Source organism: Mesorhizobium sp. M1329 (genome assembly GCF_040318035.1).
In the GTDB taxonomy this organism is placed as follows: domain Bacteria; phylum Pseudomonadota; class Alphaproteobacteria; order Rhizobiales; family Rhizobiaceae; genus Mesorhizobium.
Genome location: NZ_JAMYLN010000005.1, coordinates 26,403 through 47,466, shown reverse-complemented (window position 1 = coordinate 47,466; position 21,064 = coordinate 26,403). Strand labels below are relative to the sequence as shown.

At 63.8% G+C, this 21,064-nt stretch carries 16 protein-coding genes; 9 read left to right on the top strand and 7 right to left on the bottom strand.

Annotated features, from left to right (window positions below):
- Positions 1–253: 253 nt before the first annotated feature.
- The 7 genes from NKH21_RS06550 (at position 254) to NKH21_RS06515 (ending at position 13,109) form a co-directional block, all read left to right on the top strand.
- A complete protein-coding gene (locus tag NKH21_RS06550) occupies positions 254–5,734 on the top strand; it encodes an alpha-2-macroglobulin family protein (RefSeq protein ID WP_352863640.1) in 5,481 nt (1,826 codons plus the stop codon).
- Between the two features lie 217 nt (positions 5,735–5,951).
- Positions 5,952–8,042, top strand: coding sequence for a penicillin-binding protein 1C (pbpC, locus tag NKH21_RS06545; protein ID WP_352564371.1), 2,091 nt, complete (start codon positions 5,952–5,954; stop codon positions 8,040–8,042).
- A gap of 174 nt (positions 8,043–8,216) precedes the next feature.
- Positions 8,217–9,062 (top strand): M15 family metallopeptidase, encoded by an 846-nt coding sequence (locus tag NKH21_RS06540; protein ID WP_502911858.1) that lies wholly within the window; start codon positions 8,217–8,219, stop codon positions 9,060–9,062.
- A gap of 157 nt (positions 9,063–9,219) precedes the next feature.
- Positions 9,220–10,248 carry a sulfate ABC transporter substrate-binding protein gene (locus NKH21_RS06530; RefSeq protein WP_352491075.1) on the top strand — a complete coding sequence of 343 codons (1,029 nt, stop codon included), beginning with the start codon at positions 9,220–9,222 and terminating at the stop codon, positions 10,246–10,248.
- Between the two features lie 18 nt (positions 10,249–10,266).
- On the top strand, positions 10,267–11,118 hold the full coding sequence (gene cysT / locus NKH21_RS06525) for a sulfate ABC transporter permease subunit CysT (RefSeq protein ID WP_352665961.1): 852 nt from the start codon (positions 10,267–10,269) through the stop codon (positions 11,116–11,118).
- Positions 11,111–11,995 carry a sulfate ABC transporter permease subunit CysW gene (gene cysW, locus NKH21_RS06520; RefSeq protein ID WP_292658912.1) on the top strand — a complete coding sequence of 295 codons (885 nt, stop codon included), beginning with the start codon at positions 11,111–11,113 and terminating at the stop codon, positions 11,993–11,995. Before cysT ends, cysW begins: the two co-directional genes overlap by 8 nt.
- A gap of 73 nt (positions 11,996–12,068) precedes the next feature.
- Positions 12,069–13,109, top strand: coding sequence for a sulfate/molybdate ABC transporter ATP-binding protein (locus NKH21_RS06515; RefSeq protein ID WP_352564367.1), 1,041 nt, complete (start codon positions 12,069–12,071; stop codon positions 13,107–13,109).
- A 14-nt stretch (positions 13,110–13,123) separates the two neighbouring features.
- Here NKH21_RS06515 and NKH21_RS06510 read toward each other — a convergent pair whose 3' ends face one another.
- Both NKH21_RS06510 and NKH21_RS06505 read right to left on the bottom strand, forming a co-directional pair.
- A complete protein-coding gene (locus NKH21_RS06510; protein WP_502911857.1) occupies positions 13,124–13,522 on the bottom strand; it encodes a type II toxin-antitoxin system VapC family toxin in 399 nt (132 codons plus the stop codon).
- Positions 13,522–13,794, bottom strand: coding sequence for an antitoxin (locus NKH21_RS06505; protein ID WP_352863634.1), 273 nt, complete (start codon positions 13,792–13,794; stop codon positions 13,522–13,524). Before NKH21_RS06505 ends, NKH21_RS06510 begins: the two co-directional genes overlap by 1 nt.
- Positions 13,795–14,076: 282 nt before the next feature.
- Between NKH21_RS06505 and NKH21_RS06500 the strand changes: the two genes are divergently transcribed.
- A complete protein-coding gene (locus NKH21_RS06500; RefSeq protein ID WP_352863632.1) occupies positions 14,077–15,063 on the top strand; it encodes a sulfate ABC transporter substrate-binding protein in 987 nt (328 codons plus the stop codon).
- A gap of 255 nt (positions 15,064–15,318) precedes the next feature.
- Entirely contained in the window at positions 15,319–15,768 is a 450-nt protein-coding gene (locus NKH21_RS06495) for an RrF2 family transcriptional regulator (RefSeq protein WP_006202816.1), read from the top strand.
- On the opposite strand, the gene NKH21_RS06490 is transcribed toward NKH21_RS06495, so the two are convergent.
- From NKH21_RS06490 to NKH21_RS06470, 5 genes are all read right to left on the bottom strand, one after another.
- Entirely contained in the window at positions 15,765–16,310 is a 546-nt protein-coding gene (locus NKH21_RS06490) for a gluconokinase (RefSeq protein ID WP_352564362.1), read from the bottom strand. The genes NKH21_RS06495 and NKH21_RS06490 overlap by 4 nt on opposite strands.
- Before the next feature lie 5 nt (positions 16,311–16,315).
- A complete protein-coding gene (locus NKH21_RS06485) occupies positions 16,316–17,302 on the bottom strand; it encodes an ABC transporter permease (RefSeq protein ID WP_352564360.1) in 987 nt (328 codons plus the stop codon).
- Entirely contained in the window at positions 17,299–18,279 is a 981-nt protein-coding gene (locus tag NKH21_RS06480) for an ABC transporter permease (protein WP_352564358.1), read from the bottom strand. Before NKH21_RS06480 ends, NKH21_RS06485 begins: the two co-directional genes overlap by 4 nt.
- Positions 18,276–19,817 (bottom strand): sugar ABC transporter ATP-binding protein, encoded by a 1,542-nt coding sequence (locus NKH21_RS06475; protein WP_352564357.1) that lies wholly within the window; start codon positions 19,815–19,817, stop codon positions 18,276–18,278. The genes NKH21_RS06480 and NKH21_RS06475 overlap by 4 nt, the downstream gene beginning before the upstream one ends.
- 80 nt (positions 19,818–19,897) lie before the next feature.
- On the bottom strand, positions 19,898–21,022 hold the full coding sequence (locus NKH21_RS06470; RefSeq protein ID WP_352564355.1) for a sugar ABC transporter substrate-binding protein: 1,125 nt from the start codon (positions 21,020–21,022) through the stop codon (positions 19,898–19,900).
- Between the last annotated feature and the right edge of the window lie 42 nt (positions 21,023–21,064).

Here is a 21,064-nt window from a genome sequence, read left to right as displayed (position 1 = left end):
CAAACCTAAAATTGGAATGAAGTTCTGAAGCACTCGTAAAGGGGCCACAATCCAATTGCTGAAATAGACAGGGCTTGGAACTCACACCTTCTGCGTCGCCGCAAGAAAGCGTGATCCCCTGTCCTATGGAGCTACTACCGGTCATCGGCCGGAAAGCAAACCGTTGGCAGGCGGATCCTGCCGCGTCCTGATGTTGACAAGCGCGACTGAAGCTTGAACATTTCTGGACGTAAGCACTTGTCTGGAGGGGTTTATGGCAATGCGCGCGGCTCGTGGTCTATCGATTCTTTTCCTTCTCTTTTTTGCCTGGAGCGGTGTCGCGCAAGCGGCCGAAGCCCGGCGGGTGGTGACATCGGACAATTCCGATTATTTCGGTTTCGATCTCAGATCCGACCAGAATGTCAGCCTCGACCAGTGCAAGACCACCTGCCTCGGCGACCCGGCCTGCCGCGCCTTCACCTACAACCTCAAGGCCAAATGGTGCTTCCTTAAATCCGATTACAATTCGTTGAAACCCTTCGGCGGCGCCGTCGCCGGCAAGGTCGTCAACATCGATGGCGATCCCGACATCCGCGCGCCACCCGAACTCGCCTTCTTCCCCAACTGGATGGCCGACCAGGCCCAGCAGTACCGCAACAAGCTCACTAGCCCGACCTACGTCAAGCCGACCGAGGGGCTGACGGCGCTGAGGGCCGCCGCCGAACAGTCGGCGCTGACGGGCGATCATCGCTCGGCCATGAACAAATACGAGGCGGCGGTTTCGGTGTTGCCTGATGATGGCCAGCTCTGGCTCGAGCTGGCGCGCGAAACGCTTGCCGTCCATCCGACCGCCAACAGTTCGGAGCCGTCGACGCTGCCGGCGAACGCCACTTCCGCCGCCTTCAACGCCTACAAATTGCTGCGCACCACAAAGACGCGCGCCGACGTGCTGGCCCTGCTCGGGGACGGCCTTGATCGCCGCGATCTCTACAGGCCGGCCCTGCAGGCCTACGAGGCGAGTCTCGCTCTCGTCAATTCGCCGGGAGTCAGGGCCGCCTACCAGGATCTCAAGGCCCGCAAGGGCTTCCGCGTCATCGATCATACCGTCGATGCCGACACCAGCGCGCCACGCATCTGCGCGCAGTTCTCCGAGGAACTGGTCAAGACCGGCGTCGATTACTCGCAGTTCGTTACCGTCGACAACGCCGCTCCCAAGGGCGTCGACGCCAAGGACAAGCAGATCTGCGTCGAAGGGCTCGAGCACGGCCAACATTATGACGTGACCTTCCGCGCCGGTCTGCCGGCCGCCATTGGCGAGGTCACCGCGGCACCGGTGGTTCTGTCGATCTACGTGCAGGACCGCGCGCCTTCGGCCCGCTTCACCGGCGACAGCTTCGTGCTGCCCGCCGGCGCACGCCGCGGCATACCGGTCGTCACCGTCAACATGAATGCCGCCGAAATGAAGCTCTTCCGCATCGGCGACCGCTCGCTGGCCCAGCTTCTGTCGGGATATCAGTTCCTGCGCCAACTCGACGGCTACGATATTTCGAACATCTCCGAACAGATGGGCGAGCCGGTCTGGCAAGGCCAGCTCGACATCGCCAACGACCTCAACAAGGAAGTCACCACCTCCTTCCCCATCGACGAGGCGTTGCCGAAGCGCAAGCCCGGCGTCTATGTGCTGACCGCACAAGCCGTCGACGATCGCAGCGACGACTATGATTCGCACGCCACGCAATGGTTCGTCGTCTCCGATATCGGCCTGTCGACCTATACCGGACAGGATGGGCTGAATGTCTTTGCCCGTTCGCTCGCAACCGCCAGACCGATCGCCGGCGCCGAGCTGACGCTGCTGGCCAGAAACAATGAAATCCTCGGCACCGCGACCACCGACGCGGAAGGGCGGGCGGTGTTCAATCCCGGCCTGACGCGCGGCGACAGCGGCATGGCCCCGGCCGTGCTGATGGCCAAACAGGGCGACGACGATTTCGTCTTCCTCGATATGGGCCGGGCCGGCTTCGACCTGTCCGACCGTGGCGTCGCCGGACGGCCGGCACCTGGCGCGCTCGACGTCTATGCCTGGACCGAGCGCGGCATCTACCGCGCCGGCGAAGATGTCCATGTCGCGGCCCTTGCCCGCGACAGTGCCGCCAAGGCGGTCGAGAATCTGCCGCTGACCTTCATCTTCTCGCGGCCCGACGGCGTCGAGGACCGCCGCATCGTCAGCGATGGCGCATCGGCCGGCGGTCACGCGGTCGACCTGCCGCTGGAACCCAACGCCATGCGCGGCACCTGGACGGTGGCGATCCATACCGATCCCAAGCAGGCGGCAGTCGCCAGCCAGATGTTCCTGGTCGAGGACTTCGTACCGGATCGCATCGAGTTCGACCTGTCCTCCGACAAGCAGGAGATCGCCCAGGGCGAGACCGCCAACATCACCGTCGACGGCCGCTTTCTCTACGGCGCGCCGGCGGCGGGCCTCGCGCTCGAAGGCGAATTGACGCTGTCGACCGGCCGCGACTGGGACCGCTTCAAGGGCTATTCCTTCGGTCTGGCCGACGAACAGTCGGCCGAACCGACGGTGACGCCCTTCACCGGCCTGCCGGTGGTCGGCGAGGACGGCAAGGCGACCTTCCCGGTTTCCGTCGATCAATTGCCATCCACCACCAAGCTGGTCGATGCAAAGGTCACGGTCAGGATGCGTGAAACCGGCGGCCGTGCGATCGAGCGCTCGCTGAACATCGGCATACGCCCGCAGGGCCACATGATCGGCATCCGCCCGGATTTCGACGACGACGAGGTGCCGCAAGGCGGCACGGCCAAGTTCAGCCTGATCGCTGTCGACCCAGACGGCAAGCGTGAGGCGCTGAAGGGCGCGCAGTGGTCGCTGGTCAAGGTGGAGCGTAGCTACCAGTGGTACCGCTCGAGCAACTCCTGGAACTATGAGCCGGTCACCTTCACCAAGGCGGTGGCCAACGGCCAGGTCGACCTGAGCACCGATGGCGAGGCGACGGTGTCGCTGCCGGTCGACTGGGGCCGCTACCGGCTCGAGATCGAGACAGCGGATCCGGAAGGCCCGGCCACCAGTTACGAGTTCGACGCCGGCTGGTATGTCAGTTCCACCACCACCGAAACGCCCGACGGCCTCGAGATCGCCCTCGACAAGGATACCTATGCGGCGGGTGAAGTGGCCAAGCTCAAAGTGTCGCCGCACTTTGCCGGCGAGCTGCTCGTCACCATCGGCGCCGACAAGCTCCTGAAGACCGTCACCGCCAGCGTGCCGGCCGGCGGCAGCACCGTCGATATCCCGGTCGGCGACGACTGGGGTGCCGGCGCCTACGTCACGGCAACGCTGTTCAGGCCGGGCGATGCGCAAGAGACACGCATGCCGGCGCGCGCCATCGGCGTCAAATGGCTGAAGCTCGATCCCGGCTCGCGCAAGCTTGCCGTCAGCCTGGCGCCGCCGGACAAGACCATGCCGCGCCAGCAGCTGTCGATCCCGGTCGCCGTTGCCGGCGTGCAGCCCGGCACCAACGCCTATGTCATGATCGCGGCCGTCGACGTCGGCATCCTCAACCTGACCAACTACAAGGTGCCGGATCCGGAGAACTGGTTCTTCGGCCAGCGCATGCTCGGTCTCGAGGTTCGCGACATCTATGGCCGGCTGATCGACGGCTCGCTGGGCACAACCGGTAAGCTGCGCACCGGCGGCGATGGCGCCAACATGCAATCGCAAGGCAGTCCGCCGACCGAAAAGCTGGTCGCCTTCTTCTCCGGCCCGGTCCAGCTCGATGCCGACGGCAAGGCGCGGATCGACTTCGACATTCCGCAGTTCAACGGCACCGTGCGCGTCATGGCCGTCGCCTGGACCAAGGAGGCCGTCGGCCATGCCCAGTCCGACGTCATCGTGCGCGATCCGGTGGTGATCACCGCCGGCCTGCCGCGCTTCCTGGCGCCCGGCGATTCCGCCGTCATGCGGCTCGACGTCTCCGACACCGACGGCCCCGCTGGCGACTACAAGCTGACCATCGACACGACGGGCGACCTGTCTACCGGCAGTGCCGCCTTGCCTGAAAAGCTGACGCTGGCCAAAGGCAAGCGGCAGACACTGACCGTACCATTGATTGCGCAGACTGCGGGCAACGCCTCGATCACCATCAAGCTTGCGCATGCCGACGGCACCGCCGTCGAGCAGACGCTCTATGTGCCGGTGCGCCCGGCGCAACTGCCGGTGACCACCCGCATGGTCGTCGACCTCAAGGGCAATGGCGGCGCGCTGCGCGTCGACAAGGAACTGCTGGCGGCAAGCCTGCTCGATGGCGCTTCGGTCAGCGTCGGGGTTTCGCAGGCGGCTGCCTTCGATGTGCCGTCGCTGCTGATGACGCTCGACCGCTATCCCTATGGTTGCGCCGAACAGACCACCAGCCGCGCCATGCCGCTTCTCTACGTCAACGAGATGGCTTCCGGCATCGGCATGGCCAGCGACCCCGATCTGCATGGCCGCGTCCAGGACGCCATCTACAAGGTGCTGAGCTACCAGGCCTCGGCCGGCAGCTTCGGCCTGTGGGGTCCGGGTTCCGGCGATCTGTGGCTCGACGCCTATGTCACCGATTTCCTGACCCGAGCACGCGAGCAGAAATACGACGTGCCGGCTCTGGCGATGAACCAGGCGCTGAGCAATCTGCAGAACGCGATCGGCTACGATCAGGACGTCCAGGATCGCGGCAGCGAGATCGCCTATGCGCTTTATGTGCTTGCCCGCAACAAGAAGGCCTCGGTCGGCGATCTGCGTTATTATGCCGACACCCAGCTCGAAGCCTTTACCAGCCCGATGGCCGTTGCCCAATTGGCGGCGTCTCTCGCGCTCTACGATGACACCCAGCGCTCGGAGGCAACCTTCCAGGCCGCGCTGCAGCTGGCCAAGTCGACGCCCGAGTATGACTATTACCGGTCCGACTATGGCTCGCCACTGCGTGACGGCGCGGCGATCCTGGCGCTTGCCGCGGAAAGCAAGCCGGTGCCGACCATCGTGCCGGCGCTGATCCAACTGGTGACCAGGGAACGCGCCGACGCCAGGTGGACCAGCACGCAGGACGAGTCCTGGATGCTGCTGGCGGCCCGCGCGCTGAAGGCCGGCAATGATTCGATCGCGCTGACCGTCAACGGCGCACCGCACGCCGGCGGTTATTCGGACCAGATCGCCGGCAGCGACCTGGCCGACAGTCCGCTGACCATCGTTAATACCGGCAGAAATCCGCTGCAGGCGGTCGTCACCACCGTGGCCTCGCCGATCCAGCCTCTGCCGGCCGGCGGCAATGGCTTTACCATCAGCCGTACCTACTACAGGCTCGACGGCACAGAGGCCAACGTGACGGAGGTCAAGCAGAACGAACGCTATGTCGTCGTGCTCAAGGTTTACGAGCAGAACACCTGGCCTTCGCGCCTGCTGATCACCGACCTGTTGCCGGCCGGCTTCGAGATCGACAATCCGGGCCTGGTTTCCAGCGCCCAATTGACGAACTTCTCCTGGCTGGCGCAGACCGATGCCGCCCATCTCGAATTCCGCGACGACCGTTTCGTTGCGGCATTCAATCCGAACGACGGCGACGGCGACCGCAATATCACGCTCGCCTACGTCGTGCGCGCGGTGACGCCGGGCACCTACGCCCACCCGGCAGCAACGATCGAGGACATGTACCGGCCGCAATATTCGGCCCGCACCGCCACCGGCATGATGGAGGTCAAGGCGCCGTAAAGGCACCGTTGGTGACGATCATGAACAGAACGCTGGTGCTGCCCCTCATCCGCCTGCCGGCACCTTCTCCCCGTACAGTGACGGGGAGAAGGGGACTGTCGCGATCGTCGGCACCTGTTTTTCAACGTTGGAAACTGGCGAAAGCCTCGATGCAGGCTCCTTTCTCCCCGTCACTATACGGGGAGAAATGCCCGGCAGGGCAATGAGGGGCAGCGCCATGTTCTCAAGAAAGCTCCTTCACCGCACCGCCATCGCAAGCATCTCCTTCGCCGGTCTCGCTGCAATCACCGCCGCCGCCCTCTGGCAGCTCGACCGCGCTTTTCCGCCGCCGCTGCCGATTGCGCTGACGGTCTCGACCGAAGTGCAGGACCGTGACGGCCAGCTGTTGCGCGCCTTCGCCACGCCGGACGGCTACTGGCGGCTCGCTACCAGCCTGGACCAGGTCGACAAGCAGTTCGTAGACATGCTGGTCACCTATGAGGACAAGCGCTTCTGGGATCATCAAGGCGTCGACGTGCTGGCACTGGCGCGTGCCGCCGGCCAGTTCGCGACCAGCGGCCATATCGTCTCCGGTGGTTCGACGCTGTCGATGCAGCTCGCGCGGCTGATCGAACCGCGCGACAGCCGCAGCCTCGGCTCGAAGATCAAGCAGATGCTGCGCGCCGTCCAGATCGAACGGCGGCTTTCCAAGCGCGAGATCCTGGAACGCTATCTGACGCTGGCGCCCTATGGCGGCAATCTCGAAGGTGTGCGCGCCGCTTCGCTCGCCTATTTCGGCAAGGAGCCGAAGCGGCTGACGGTCTCGGAGGCGGCCCTGCTCGTCGCGTTGCCGCAATTGCCGGAAAAGCGGCGCCCCGACCGCAACCTCGACGTCGCCCATGCGGCCCGCGACCGCGTGCTGACCCGCATGGTCTCGGCGGGCCTGCTCGGCGAACGCGAGGCCGCGCGAGCCGCGCTCGACGATGTGTCGGGGCTGCGGCGCACCTTGCCGGCACTCGCTGCCCATGCGGCCTATGCGATGCTGCCCAAGGCAATCCCCGGCCAGAAGCTGCAACTGACGATCCGCAAGAGTGTCCAGGAAGGGCTGGAGCAGGTGGCCAAGGATGCCGCCGCCAGGCTCGGCCCTCGCCTCTCGGTGGCCATGGTGCTGGCCGATTCCCGCACCGGCGATATCCTTGGCGAGGTCGGCTCCGCCGATTTCTTCGATGCCAGCCGTTCGGGCTGGATCGACATGACCAAAGTCGTTCGCTCGCCTGGCTCGACGCTGAAGCCGTTCATCTACGGCCTCGCCTTCGAACAAGGCCTGGTGGCGCAGGAGACGCTGATCGAGGACAGCCCAGCCGATTTCTCCGGTTACCGGCCGAAGAACTTCGACATGGGCTATCAGGGCGATGTCAGCATCAGGCAGGCGCTGCAATTGTCGCTCAACGTGCCGGCGATCCGCGTGCTCGACGCGGTCGGCCCGGCTCGGCTGATGGCGCGCTTTCGCCAGGCCGATGTGACCCCTATCCTACCCGTCAACGAAGCGCCCGGCCTGGCGATCGGCCTCGGCGGCGTCGGGGTGACGCTGCGCGACCTGGTTCAGCTCTATACCGGGCTTGCCAATGGCGGCAAGGCACACACGCTGCATGACGGCACCGAGCCGGCGAATGCCGAACGCTCAACCACCACCATCCTCGATGATCAGGCGACCTGGCAGATCACCGACATCCTGTCGGGCGTCAAGCCGCCCCAGGGTGCCGCCCAACGCGGCATCGCTTACAAGACCGGCACCTCCTACGGCTATCGCGACGCCTGGTCGGTCGGCTTCGACGGCCGCTATGTGCTCGGCGTGTGGGTCGGCCGCCCCGACGCCGGCGCGGTGCCCGGCCTGTCCGGCTACATCTCGGCAGCGCCCATCCTGTTCGAAGGCTTTGTCCGTTCCGGCCTGGCCGCCGTGCCGCTGCCAAGCCAGCCGTCCGGCGTCCGGCGTCCGAAGCGCGAGGAGCTGCCGGTGACGCTGACGCGCTTCGGCGTCGGCACCGATGGGCTGGTGCAGGCGACGCCGACCGAACCTGCGCCAACCATCATCTTTCCGCCCGACGGTGCCCGCGTCGATCTCGACACTTCCTCGGCCGACGCCTCGCCGCTGGTTCTCAAGCTGCAAGGCGGCCGCGCACCATTCCGCTGGTTGGCCAACGGCAAGCCGCTGGTCGGCATCGACCGGCGGCGCACCGCGACCTGGCAGCCGGACGGCGCCGGCTATTCGACCCTGACCGTGATCGACGCGGCGGGACGCGCGGCCAGCGTGAAGGTTTTTGTTGAATAGACGGCGCCAAGCGATTAACTGAATTGGTTTTCCATAGGTCGGCGGATAGCAGGATATTCACCCATGCCTGTTCCGAGGCACCCCCCTCTGGCCTGCCGGCCATCTCCCCCGCAAGGGGGGAGATCGGATGTCTCCATCGTTTTCGCCAATCACCAAGGTTGGAGAGCAAGCGAGGTGGCGGAGCTGCCAATCTCTCCCCTTGCGGGGGAGATGGCCGGCAGGCCAGAGGGGGGTGTGCCGAAGCGCGCCCTGCAAAAGATTGCCGCGGTCCTTGCCACGTTGTTCGCAATCATCCTCTCCGCCTCCGCCGCTGACCTCCCGGCCGGTTTCGTCCGCCTTGCGGACATCGACCCGACGATCCGGCAGGATATCCGCTATGCCGGCCTCGAAAATTTCCTGCATCGCAAGGTAAGCGGTTACGATGCGCCGGTATGCGTCCTCACTAGGCAAGCGGCGCAAGCGCTTTCGGGAGTGCAGAAAGTGATTGCTGCCGAAAGGCTGACGCTGGTCGTGTTCGACTGCTACCGCCCTGCACGGGCTGTCACCGACATGGGTGAATGGACAAAAACGGGCGGGCCACCGGACCCGCAATGGTACCCGAAGATCAAGCGCAAGGATCTCATCGCCAAGGGCTATATCGGCGAACTGTCCACCCATTCGCGCGGATCGACGGTCGATGTCGCGATCGCGCCAGCCGATCGCAAGAGCGCTCCGAAACCGGCCTGCGGCGCGACCGATGCCGACACGCTCGATTTCGGCACGGGTTTCGACTGTTTCGATCCGGCGAGCGAAACGGCTCACCGACCGATAGCCAGTGGAGCGGCGGCAAACCGCAAAAAACTTGTCGAGGCGATGCGGCGCCGGCGGCTTCAAGAATTACGCGCGCGAATGGTGGCACTTCACGCTGGAGAACGAGCCGTTTCCAAGGGAGCGCTTCAACTTTCCCGTTACCGCCGAATAGCCAGCCGAACCTTCGGACGCGACGCAGCCATTGCCGAAGAGCTGGCCGTCTCTAGTTAATCGCGTCGGGAGCGCGGTCGGTCCATGCGGGGAAAATAGTTCCTCGCATCGCCGAAACTAGGCGAAAAATTGCTTCAATGAGCCAAAAAAGGCAACATTGAATGCATCTAAATTCTATCAATTCGGTAGATTTGGCGCGAGTTCAACGGAGGCGGAAATGACCAAACCTCATTTCAGGAAACTGCTCGGCGCACTGGTCGCCACATCTGTCCAGTTCGGCACGCTCGGTTTCGCGTTTGCCGACACCACCATTCTCAACGTGTCCTATGATCCGACGCGTGAGCTCTACAAGCAATTCGACGAGGCCTTCATTGCCCACTGGAAGGCCGAGACAGGCGAGACGGTCACCGTCCAGCAGTCGCATGGCGGGTCGGGTGCCCAGGCCCGCGCCGTGATCGACGGGCTCGACGCCGACGTGGTGACGCTGGCGCTCGAAGGCGACATCAACGCGATTGTCTCGAAATCGAAGAGGATCAATCCCGACTGGCGGACGAAATTCGAAAACAATTCCGCGCCCTACACCTCGACCATCATCTTTCTCGTCCGCAAGGGAAACCCCAAAGGCATCCATGACTGGAGCGATCTGGTCAAGGACGATGTCCAGGTGATCACACCCAATCCGAAGACCTCCGGTGGCGCGCGCTGGAACTATCTCGCCGCCTGGGCCTACGCCAGCGCCAAGGATGGCGGCGACGAGGCCAAGACCAAGGAATTCGTCGGCAATCTCTATGCGCATGTCCCGGTTCTCGACACCGGTGCGCGCGGCGCCACCGTGACCTTCGCGCAAAAAGGGCTGGGCGACGTGCTGCTCGCCTGGGAAAACGAGGCCTATCTGGCGCTCGACGAGTTCGGCGCCGACAATTTCGATATCGTCTACCCGCCGACCTCGATCCTGGCCGAGCCGCCGGTCGCCGTGGTCGACGCCAATGTCGACGCCAAAGGCACGCGCAAAGTTGCCGAAGCCTATCTGAGCTATCTCTATTCCAAGGAAGGCCAGACGATCATCGCCAAGAACCATTATCGCCCTTCGAAGCCGGACCTGGTACCGGCGGAGGACCTGGCCAAGCTGCCTGAGATCAAGCTGATCACCATCGACGACCCGCTTTTTGGCGGCTGGAAGAAGGCACAGCCTTATCATTTCGGCGATGGTGGTATATTCGACCAGATCTACAAGCCGGCCCAGTAGCATTTAGATCAGGACGACATGACCACAGCACCCGCCAAGGCGGGGTGGCGGTTCAGACAGCCGAGCGTCATTCCGGGTTTCGGATTGACGCTCGGCTTCTCGCTTGCCTACCTCACCCTCATCATCCTCATTCCGCTGTCCGGGCTGATCTGGCGCTCGGCGGCGCTCGGCTGGACCGACTTCTGGGCGATCGTCACCGACCGCCGCACCATCAACGCGCTTGAAATCAGCTTCGGCACCGCTTTCATTGCCGCCGCCGTCAACGTCGTCTTCGGCACGATCGTCGCCTGGGTGCTGGTGCGCTACAGCTTTCCAGGCCGCCGCATCGTCGATGCCATGGTCGACCTGCCCTTCGCGCTGCCGACGGCGGTTGCCGGCATCGCGCTGACCACGCTTTACGCACCGAACGGCTGGATCGGAAGCCTGCTGACGCCGCTCGGCATCAAGGTCGCGTATACGCCGCTCGGCATCGTCATCGCGCTGGTCTTCATCGGCCTGCCTTTCGTCGTGCGCACCGTGCAGCCGATCATGGAGGAGATCGACAAGGAGGTAGAGGAAGTGGCCGCCACGCTCGGCGCCAATCGCTTCCAGATCATCAGCCGCGTTCTGCTACCCGGACTGGCGCCTGCTATCGTCACCGGTTTCGCGCTGGCCTTCGCACGCGGCGTCGGCGAGTACGGTTCCGTCATCTTCATCGCCGGCAACCTGCCCTTCAAATCCGAGATCGCGCCGCTTCTGATCGTCATCCGGCTGGAGGAATATAACTACGCCGCGGCGACCGCGATCGCGGCGATCATGCTGGCGCTGTCCTTCGTGATGCTGCTGGTCATCAACCTGGTGCAGACCTGGAGCCGCAAGCGCTATGGCTGACCCGGAGATCAAATCCTACGCGCCGCACCACGAGAGCCAGTCGCCGGCAGTGACCGAAAGTCGCACGGCGAGAACCGTGCTGATGATCGTGACCTTTGCCTTCCTCGGCATTTTCCTGCTCCTGCCGCTGATCATCGTCTTCAAGGAAGCTTTCGCCAAAGGCATCGAGGCCTACACACAGGCGCTGGGCGAACCGGACACGCGCTCGGCGATCCGCCTGACGCTTCTGGTGGCGGCGATCTCGGTGCCGCTCAACGTCGTCTTCGGTATTTCCGCCGCCTGGGCGATCGCCAAGTTCGAGTTCAAGGGCAAGGCGTTCCTGACCACGCTGATCGACCTGCCGTTTTCGGTCTCCCCGGTCATTTCCGGCCTGGTCTATGTACTTCTGTTCGGCGCGCAAGGCCTGCTCGGCGCCTGGCTCAAGGCGCATGGCATCGTCATCCTGTTTGCCGTGCCGGGCATCGTGCTTGCCACGATCTTCGTCACCTTCCCCTTCGTCGCCCGCGAATTGATCCCGCTGATGCAGGAACAAGGTAACGGCGACGAGGAGGCAGCCCTGTCGCTCGGGGCCAATGGCTGGCAGGCGTTCTGGTATGTGACGTTGCCCAACGTCAAATGGGGATTGCTCTACGGCGTGCTGCTGTGCAATGCCCGCGCGATGGGCGAGTTCGGCGCGGTCTCGGTTGTGTCGGGCCACATACGCGGGCTGACCAACACCATGCCACTGCATGTCGAAATCCTTTATAACGAGTACAATGCCGCCGCCGCCTTTGCCGTCGCTTCGCTGCTTGCCGGCCTGGCGCTCGTCACGCTGGTCTTGAAAACACTTCTCGAGATGCGCTACGGCGCCGAGATCGCCGCGACGCGCGGACACTGACAAAATGCATGTCGCCCAAAACTGGGAACCGGTTTTGGGATAACGACATGCATCAACTACAAAAGGGATTTGCATGGAAGTTCGCGTTGCCAACGTGCGCAAGGAGTTTGAGCGGTTTCCGGCCCTCCACGACGTTTCGCTCGACATCAAGTCGGGAGAACTGATCGCTCTGCTGGGACCTTCCGGTTCCGGCAAGACGACGCTGCTCAGGCTGATTGCCGGGTTGGAGCGGCCGACCCGCGGAAAGATCTTCTTCGGCGAAGAGGATGCCTCGCAAAAGTCGATCCAGGAGCGCAATGTCGGCTTCGTCTTCCAGCACTACGCGCTGTTTCGCCATATGACGGTCGCCGACAATATCGGCTTCGGACTCAAAGTCCGGCACGGGCCGTCACGCCCGTCGGCGAAGGAAATCCGCCGCCGCGCCTCGGAACTCCTCAACCTCGTTCAGCTTTCCGGCCTAGAAAAACGCTATCCGGCGCAACTTTCGGGCGGCCAGCGCCAGCGGGTGGCGCTGGCCCGCGCCATGGCGATCGAACCAGCCGTGCTTTTGCTCGACGAGCCGTTCGGCGCGCTCGACGCGCAGGTGCGCCGCGAGTTGCGCCGCTGGCTGCGCGACATCCACGACACCACGGGTCATACCACCGTCTTCGTCACCCATGACCAGGAAGAGGCGCTGGAGCTTGCCGACCGCGTCGTGGTGATGAGCCAGGGCCGCATCGAGCAGGTCGGCACCGCCGACGAGATCTACGACACGCCGAACTCGCCCTTCGTCTACGGTTTCATCGGCGAATCGAGCTCGCTTCCAGTCAAGGTCGAGGACGGCCAGGTCTGGATCGCCGACCGGCCGATCGGGCTTTCCGCACCGCACGCACCGCAAGGCGAAGCGACGCTGTTCTTCCGCCCGCACGACGTCGATCTGGTGGAAGAATGCAACGGCTGCATCGCCGGCACGGTCGCCGCCAGCCGCCGCGTCGCCGGCACCAGGCGGGTCGAGCTCGAAATCGGCGGCGAACGCCAGCGGGTCGAGATCGAATTGCCCGTCGATCATCCGGCAGCGCAGAAAAGTCGCGTGGCTTTTCGGCCGCGGCGCTGGAAGCTTTTTCCGGCTGCTTGATCCTCTATCAGGCGCTACACCAGCCAGTTCTCGACCTTCAGGCCTTTGATCCGGTTGAACTCCCCGGTGTTGGCGGTCACCAGGGTAGTTCCCAGCGCGCGGGCGTGGGCAGCAATAAAAAGGTCATTTTGGCCGATGGTCTGGCCCCTGTCTTTCAGTTCTGCGCGAATCGCGCCGTACTCGGTATCCATCGGCACATCGAGCGGCAAGACGGGAATCTCAGCCAGCAATTCCTCGACCTTCTTGTGCAACTTGGCTGATCTTTTCTTGACGCAGCCATATCGCAGTTCCGACGCAACCACGATGCTGGTACACACGGCGGCGTCTCCCACGCGCAGGACAGCGCTTGCGGCTTTCCCGGCCGGATTTCGGATCATGTCGCTGACAATGTTCGTGTCCAGCATGAATCGCATCAAAAAAATTCCTCGGATTTGACAGGCATATCCTCGACTTCGGGAAAGTCTTCCTCGGCACTCGGCGGCGGCTCTTTCGCCCATTGCGCGAGCAGTGCGGTGAGGCCAGGTTTGCGGACCGGCTCGATGATGAGGCGGTCGCCTTCACGGCTGATCAAGACCTTTTCGCCGGGAAGTTCGAACTCGACAGGAATGCGCACCGCCTGGCTGCGATTGTTACGAAACAGCTTCGCCTCCTTCGGCGGGGTTGCTGAATGGCGGTTTTGAGACATGACAACAGCTCCTTGTATATACTATTGTATATGCCAGACAGGGCGGCGATGCAATCGCCTTGCACCGCGTTGGCCGGCCGGGAACCATCGTGCACGCCGACGGCATCGGCACCGCTGCCAGGCTGTCCTGAGACTCTGCTTGAAAGAAAAAACTAGAAATCGCCCACAGCGGGAATATTTCTTCTATCGACAACGTGGAGCGGCCGCTCTGCGTCCCTCGTCGCGCACGATGTCTTGCCGCTATGGTCCGGCATTAAGCGCATGGCATTGGAGCCCTGTTTCATGAAGCGATTTTTGCTTGGCGTCGCCACGTTGGCTGGCCTGTTCCTCGCATCCTCCCAAGCCTGGTCGGCCGACAAACTGCTGAACGCTTCTTACGATGTCGGCCGCGAACTGTTTGCACAGGTCAACAAGGCGTTCGTCGCCGCGCACCCAGGCGTCACCATCGATCAGTCGCATGCCGGAACGTCGGCACAGGCACGCGCCATTGCCGAAGGCCTCGGCGCCGACGTGGTCACCTTCAACCAGGTCATCGACATCGACTTCCTGGTCAAGAAAGGCCTTATCTCCGCCGACTGGCAGAAGGACTTTCCGGACAACGCCTCGCCTTTCTATTCGCTGCCCTCCTTCCTGGTGCGCGCCGGTAATCCGAAGCACATCAAGGATTGGAACGATCTCGTGCGCGACGACGTCCAGGTGATCTTCCCCAATCCGAAAACATCGGGCAATGCGCGCTACACCTATCTCGCGGCCACCGCCTACGCCAAGGAAGCCTTCAAAGGCGACGATGCCAAGGTGAAGGAGTTTGTGACAAAGCTGTTCAACAACGTGCCGGTGTTCGACAGCGGCGGGCGCGCCGCGACCACCACTTTCGTGCAGCGGGAGATCGGCGACGTGCTGATCACCTTCGAGTCGGAAACGCGCGGCGTCCGCAAGGAGTATGGCGAGGACAAATTCGAGCAGGTGACGCCTTCGGTCAGCCTGTTGGCGGAATTTCCGGTGGCGATCGTCGACACGGTCGCCGACGAGCACGGCACACGCGATCTCGCCAAGACCTATCTCGACTTCCTCTATGCGCCGGAGGGCCAGGACATCGCAGCCCGCAACGGCCTGCGGGCCCGCGACCCGGCCGTCGCCGCCAGATACAAGGCTGAGTTTCCCGATGTCCGCCTGCTGACGGTGGATGACGTCTTCGGCGGCTGGGCCAAGGTCCAGGCCGAGCATTTTGCAGCGGGCGGCCTGCTCGACCAGACTTACGGCAGCCGCTGATGTCGCCAACCTCGCGGATTGATTGAAAGCCGGCGCTTGCCGGCTTTCTCTCCATTTTGCCCCGCCGAAATTGCAGCTTCCGCACATTCCGGACCGCCCGCCCGCCAAAACGTTACGAAGAATCAACGCGTTTGCGCGCAATATGTCGTCGGACGGCCTGTCTGCGCGAACGGCATCGCACGGCCAAACCGTCATTATTTGCACACAAACAGCCGCCAGATGCGGGTGGTTGGGGCTTTATGGGTCGGTTCGGGCATGCTTACCAAAAAAGGCAAATACGGCCTCAAGGCCCTCGTGCATCTGTCGGGCCTGCCGGTCGGCCAGCTTGCATTCGTCAACGACATTGCGGTCGCCAACAACATCCCCAAGAAATTTCTGGATGCCATCCTGGGCGAGTTGCGCAACGCAGGATTCGTCCAGAGCCGCAAGGGTAAGGAAGGCGGCTATCGTCTCGCCCGGCCGGCTTCCGAGATCAAGATCGGCCATGTCGTGCGCGTCCTCGACGGGCCGCTGGCGCCGATCCCCTGCGCCAGCCGCACGCAATACCAGCGCTGCGAGGATTGCGACGAGGCGACCTGCCAAGTCCGGCATATGATGCTGGAGGTCCGTCAGGCAATCGCCGAGGTGCTCGACAACCGCAGCCTCGCGGCCATGCGCGACGCCGACAATGACGATTTCCCAGTCGAACTGACGTCGCAAATCTAGCGCGCGAGCAGGCTCAAGGCGGTCGCGACGGTGTCGGCGACCGGACGCGTGCCATCCAAGGTTATCGCCGCCTCGTCCGCCGCTGGCGGCTCGAGCGTGGCGAACTGGCTGTCGACCAGGCTTGCCGGCATGAAATGACCCTTGCGATCGCCGACGCGCTTTTTTGCCGTTGCCGGGTCGATCTCCAGGTAAACGAAAACGATATCCGGGCAAAAGCCGCGCAGGCGATCGCGATAGCTGCGCTTCAACGCCGAGCAGGCGGCGACCACACCTTGCCCGCTTGCGACCGATGCTGCCATGCGCTGGCCGATCGCGTCGAGCCAGCCCTCGCGCAGCGCGTCGGTGAGCGGCTGCCCGCTCGCCATGCGCGCGACGTTTTCGGGCGGATGCAGCCTGTCGCCTTCGATAAAGACGGCGCCCGATGCCGCTGCAAGCGCTTCGCCGACGACCGACTTGCCGCAGCCGGCGACGCCCATCACCACGATGGCGGATGTCGCTCGTCCAGTGCTCGCCGGCTTATATGCCACGTCTTTCCCGGTCATGCAGGTCAGCGGCTTGCCGGCGCGCGGCCATAGAGCAGCAGCATGGCGACGATGACGACGCCGTAGATGATCTGCCGTCCCGCCTCCGGCATCTGCATGACAGAGAGAATGGATTGCAAAAGCGTGATCAGGATCACGCCGGCGACGGTGCCGAGATAGGAGCCGCGCCCGCCGAGGATCGAGGTGCCGCCGAGCACCACCGCGGCGATCGACGGCAGCAGATAGGCATCGCCCATCGATTGTGCCGCCTTGGAGGCATAGCCGGCCAACAGCACGCCGCCGAAGGCGGAGAGCCCGCCCGAAACCGCAAAGGCGATCATCACCACCCGCCTTGTATCGATGCCGGAAAGATAGGCGGCACGCTCGCGATTGCCGATACCGTAAACGGTGCGGCCGAAGCCAGTGCGGGTCAGCACGAACACCATTGCGGCGCCGATCAGCGCCCAGATGAGGACCGCATTGGGCACGCCAGGAACGGCAAAGCCGGTCGCCACATAGCGCATCGCACCGGTCGCGGAATCCTGCGGCGAGAAACCGCCCGTATAGACCACCATCAGCCCCTGCGCGACGGCGTTGGTGGCAAGCGTGATGATCATCGAGGGAATGCGCAGATAGGCTACGCCGATGCCGTTGACGATGCCGATCAGGACGCCGCAGAAGATGCCGAACGGAATGGCAAGCGCCACGCCAACGGGACCGTATGCGGCCGCAGCGCAGGCCATCATGGCGCCGGCCGCCACCGACCAGGGAACCGACAGGTCGATCTGGCCGAGCAGGATGACCAGCATCATGCCGGTGGCGATGACGCCGAGAAACGACGCCACCTTGAGCTGCTGCAAAAGGTATTCAGGCGACAGGAAGCTGCGCGAATAGAGGCTGCCGAGGAACAGCAGCAGCACGATACAGGCGAACGCCGTCAGCACCGCCGGATCGGCGCGGCGGAGGAATTTCGGCATGCGGCCGGCGAGACCGCTCACAGTCGTTTCGCTCACAGGAACCACTCCAGCCGGTTGCGGACCCGAAACAGGGCGAAGGCGCCGAGGCTGACCGCGATCAGCAGGATGACGCCCTGGAACAGGGGCTGCCAGAGCGGATCGAAATCGAAGACGAACAGCAGGTCGCCGATGGTGCGGAAGGCAAGCGCGCCGAAGATCGCGCCGATGGCGCTGCCCTTGCCGCCGAACAGCGACACGCCGCCGAGCACGACCGCGGCAATCGAAAACAGCGTATAGGCGTTGCCGCTGGCATAGGCCGCATCGCCGGTATAGGTGAAGAACGTCAGGAACAGCCCGCCGATCGCTGCAAGCAGCCCGGCAAGCGCATAGGCGGCGAACTTTCCACGCCGGATCGGCACGCCGGACATGTAGGCCGCCATCTCCGAGGAGCCGGCTGCATAGGCGGCCCGGCCGAGCACCGAGCGGCTGAACGGCACCCAGACAACGAGCACGACCGCCAGCAGCGTCACCAGGCTCGCCGGCACAAAACCAAACAGGCGCCCGGTCAGCGCATCGGCGAGCCCTTCATTGACCGAGCCGCCCGGAAACGGCCGAAGCAGCAGCGCGATGCCGAAATAGACCGCGCCGGTGGCGATGGTGGCGACGATCGGCTGCAGGCGTCCATAGATGACGATGGCGCCGTTGATTGCCCCGCACAGCAGCCCGGTGCCGAGCACGGCGATGACGCCGAAGGCGGTCTCGATGCCGGTGCCGACGACCAGCCACGACGCCAGGCAGTTGGTCAGCGTGAAGATCATGCCGACCGAAAGATCGATGCCGGCGGTGATCACCACCAGCGTCTGCGCCATGGCGACGAAGGCGAGCAGCACGCCCTTGTTCGAGGCCGTCTGTACGACGTTGGCGGTGAAACCCGCCGGATGGTTCGAGGTGTAGATGACGAACATGACGACGAAGATGCCGAACGCCAGCAGCGTTCCGCGCTGTTCGGCAAGCCAGTAGCGCCAATCCTTCACGCGTCCGCTCCTTGCCTTGGCATCTCTTCGTGAATGTTGAGCGCGCTGGCGATCAGCGCCCGCTCGGTGATTTCGGCGCCGACCAATTCGCGCTTGACCGCACCGTCATAGAGCACCAGCACCCGGTCGCAGCAGCCGATCAGCTCGTCATAGTCGGTCGAATAGAACAGGATCGCCGCACCCTGGTCGGCAAGCTTGCGCATCAACTGGTAAAGCTCCTGCTTGGTGCCGACATCGATGCCGCGCGTCGGATCGTTGAGCAGGATGATGCGCGGCTGCCGCATCAGCCATTTGGCGATGACGACTTTCTGCTGGTTGCCGCCGGACAGCGCGCCGACCGGAATGTCGAGGCCGGCCGTCTTGATCGCCAGAAGACCGACCATGTCGTCGATCAGCCGCTGCTCGGCGGCGCGATCGATGATGCCGGCCCTGGACAGCCGGTCGAGGGCGGCGAAGGAGAGGTTTTCGCGCACCGTCATCGGCAGCATCAACCCTTCCGTCTTGCGATCCTCCGGGATCAGCGCCATGCCGATCCGGTCGTCACGCGCCGCGGCCGGACTGGCGATCGCCACCGGCCTGCCGTCGATCAGGATCTGGCCCGACAGGCCGCGCAGCACACCGAAGAAGGCGAGCAGCAATTCGCGCTGGCCCTGGCCATCGAGGCCGCCGAGGCCGACCACCTCGCCCGCCCCGACCGACAGCGAGACATCGTGCAGCCGATCCGTCCAGGACAGGCTGCGCGCCTCCAGAACCGGCGTGGCTGCAGCAGCCGCCCGCGCGGGCTTGGGCGGAAAAATGTGGCTGTACTCGCGCCCGATCATCAGTTCGACGACCTCGTTGTCGCTCTTGGTGCCGGCCGCATAGCTGGCGACATTGCGGCCATTGCGGAATACCGTGCACTGGTCGGCCAGCTCGGCGATCTCGTTCATGCGGTGCGATATGTAGAGGAGCGCCAGCCCTTCCGAACGCAGCCGCTTCAACACGGCGAAAACCCTGGCGACGTCAGCCGCGGTCAGCGCCGAGGTCGCCTCGTCGAGGATCAGGATGCGTGGCTTGCGCGCCAGCGCCTTGGCGATCTCGACCATCTGCCTTCTCGAAAGTGGAAGATCCTTGACCAGCGCCAGCGGATGGATATCGGAGGCGCCGGCGCGAGCAAGGGCTTCTTCGGCGATGCGGCGCTGCGCCTTGCGGTCGATCATGCCGAAACGCTTCGGCGGATCGGAAATGACGATGTTGTCGGCAACACTGAGTTCGGGGACGAGCGACAGTTCCTGGAAGATGCAGACGATGCCGGCCTGGTTGGCAGCGGCCGGCGAAGCGAAGCTCACTTCGTTTCCGTCCAGCATCATGCGGCCCTCGTCGGGCGCGACAACGCCCGCCATGACCTTGATCAGCGTCGATTTGCCGGCGCCGTTCTCGCCGAGAATGGCGTGGATGCTGCCTGGAGTGACCGACAGTTCAGCCTTCTCCAGCGCCCGCACGCCGCCATAGCGCTTGGATATGCCTTCCATCCGGAAGAGCGGAACCGCACCGTCCATCGGCCCTCCCCAGGCGCTTGGCAATCAGGATGTCGAGCGCCGACGCCGCGGGATTTCCCGCGGCGTCGGGCTGTTGGAGTTTACTGGTTTTCCTTGCTCTGGCCCATGATTTCCTGCGCCGTGAAATTGATGCCGCAGGTCGGGAAGGAATTGCCGACGAAGAAATTGTCGGATTGGTCGGGGAAGAAATCCTGGCCTGCCTTGAAGTTCGGATCCTCGACGATCGCCAGCGGCAGCTTGACCGCTTGCGGCACGACCTGGCCTTCAAGTGCTGCAATCGCCGTCTTGATGGCAACCGCGACCTGAGCCGGGCCGGTGCCGGCCGACGAGCATTTCAGCCCGTCAGCGGCGAACTTGGCGCAGAATTTTCGGAAGCCATTCTCCGTCTCGCCGCCGAACGGCACAAACGGATGCTTGGCATCGATCATCGCCTGCACGATGCCGGTATCGCCGCCCTGTCCGGTAATGCCGTCGAAGGGGCCGTTGGTAGCAATGGCATCGGCCGTAGCCTTTTGCGCAACGCCGTCATCCCACTTGCCGACGACCTCGGTGACATCCCATTTCTTGCCGGAAGCGTCGAGAACCTCGTGGATGCCGCTATGGCGATCGGTGTCGACGGACGTGCCGGCGACGCCGCGCACTTCCAGCACCTTGCCACCGTTCGGTATGTGCTTGACCAGCCAGTTGCCCCACAATTCGCCAAGGCCTTTCTGGTCGACATTGACGTTGATGGCATCCTTGGTGTCGAGGATGTTGTCGAAGGCGACCAGCACCACGCCGGCTTCCTTGGCCCGCTTGATGACAGGGCCGAATGCGGTCGGGTTCTGGGCGTTGACGACAATCGCGTCATAGCCGGAATCGATGAAATTGTTGATTGCCGAAATCTGGGCCGGCACGTCTTCGCCGGTCGAGACCACCTTGAATTCCTTGAGCTTGGCCGCGACCTCCGGCTGCGCTGCATAGGCCTTTGCCGTCTGCACCATCTGGATGCGCCAAGTGTTGGCGATGTAGCCGTTGGCCAGAGCGATGCGGTACGGGCCGTCTTTCTTGGGAAACTTGAAGAACTGCGTATCGGCCGACCAGGGCGCGAAGCAGTCAGGCTCGGCCGATGGCCCCTTGACGATTTCAGGTTCGGCGATCGCCGACGAGCTCAGCATGACGAAAGCAGTGGCGGCAACGATACCGCCAACGAGTGACTTGATCATCGATATTCCTCCCAGTTGCAGTTTTGTTTGTTCTTACGCCGA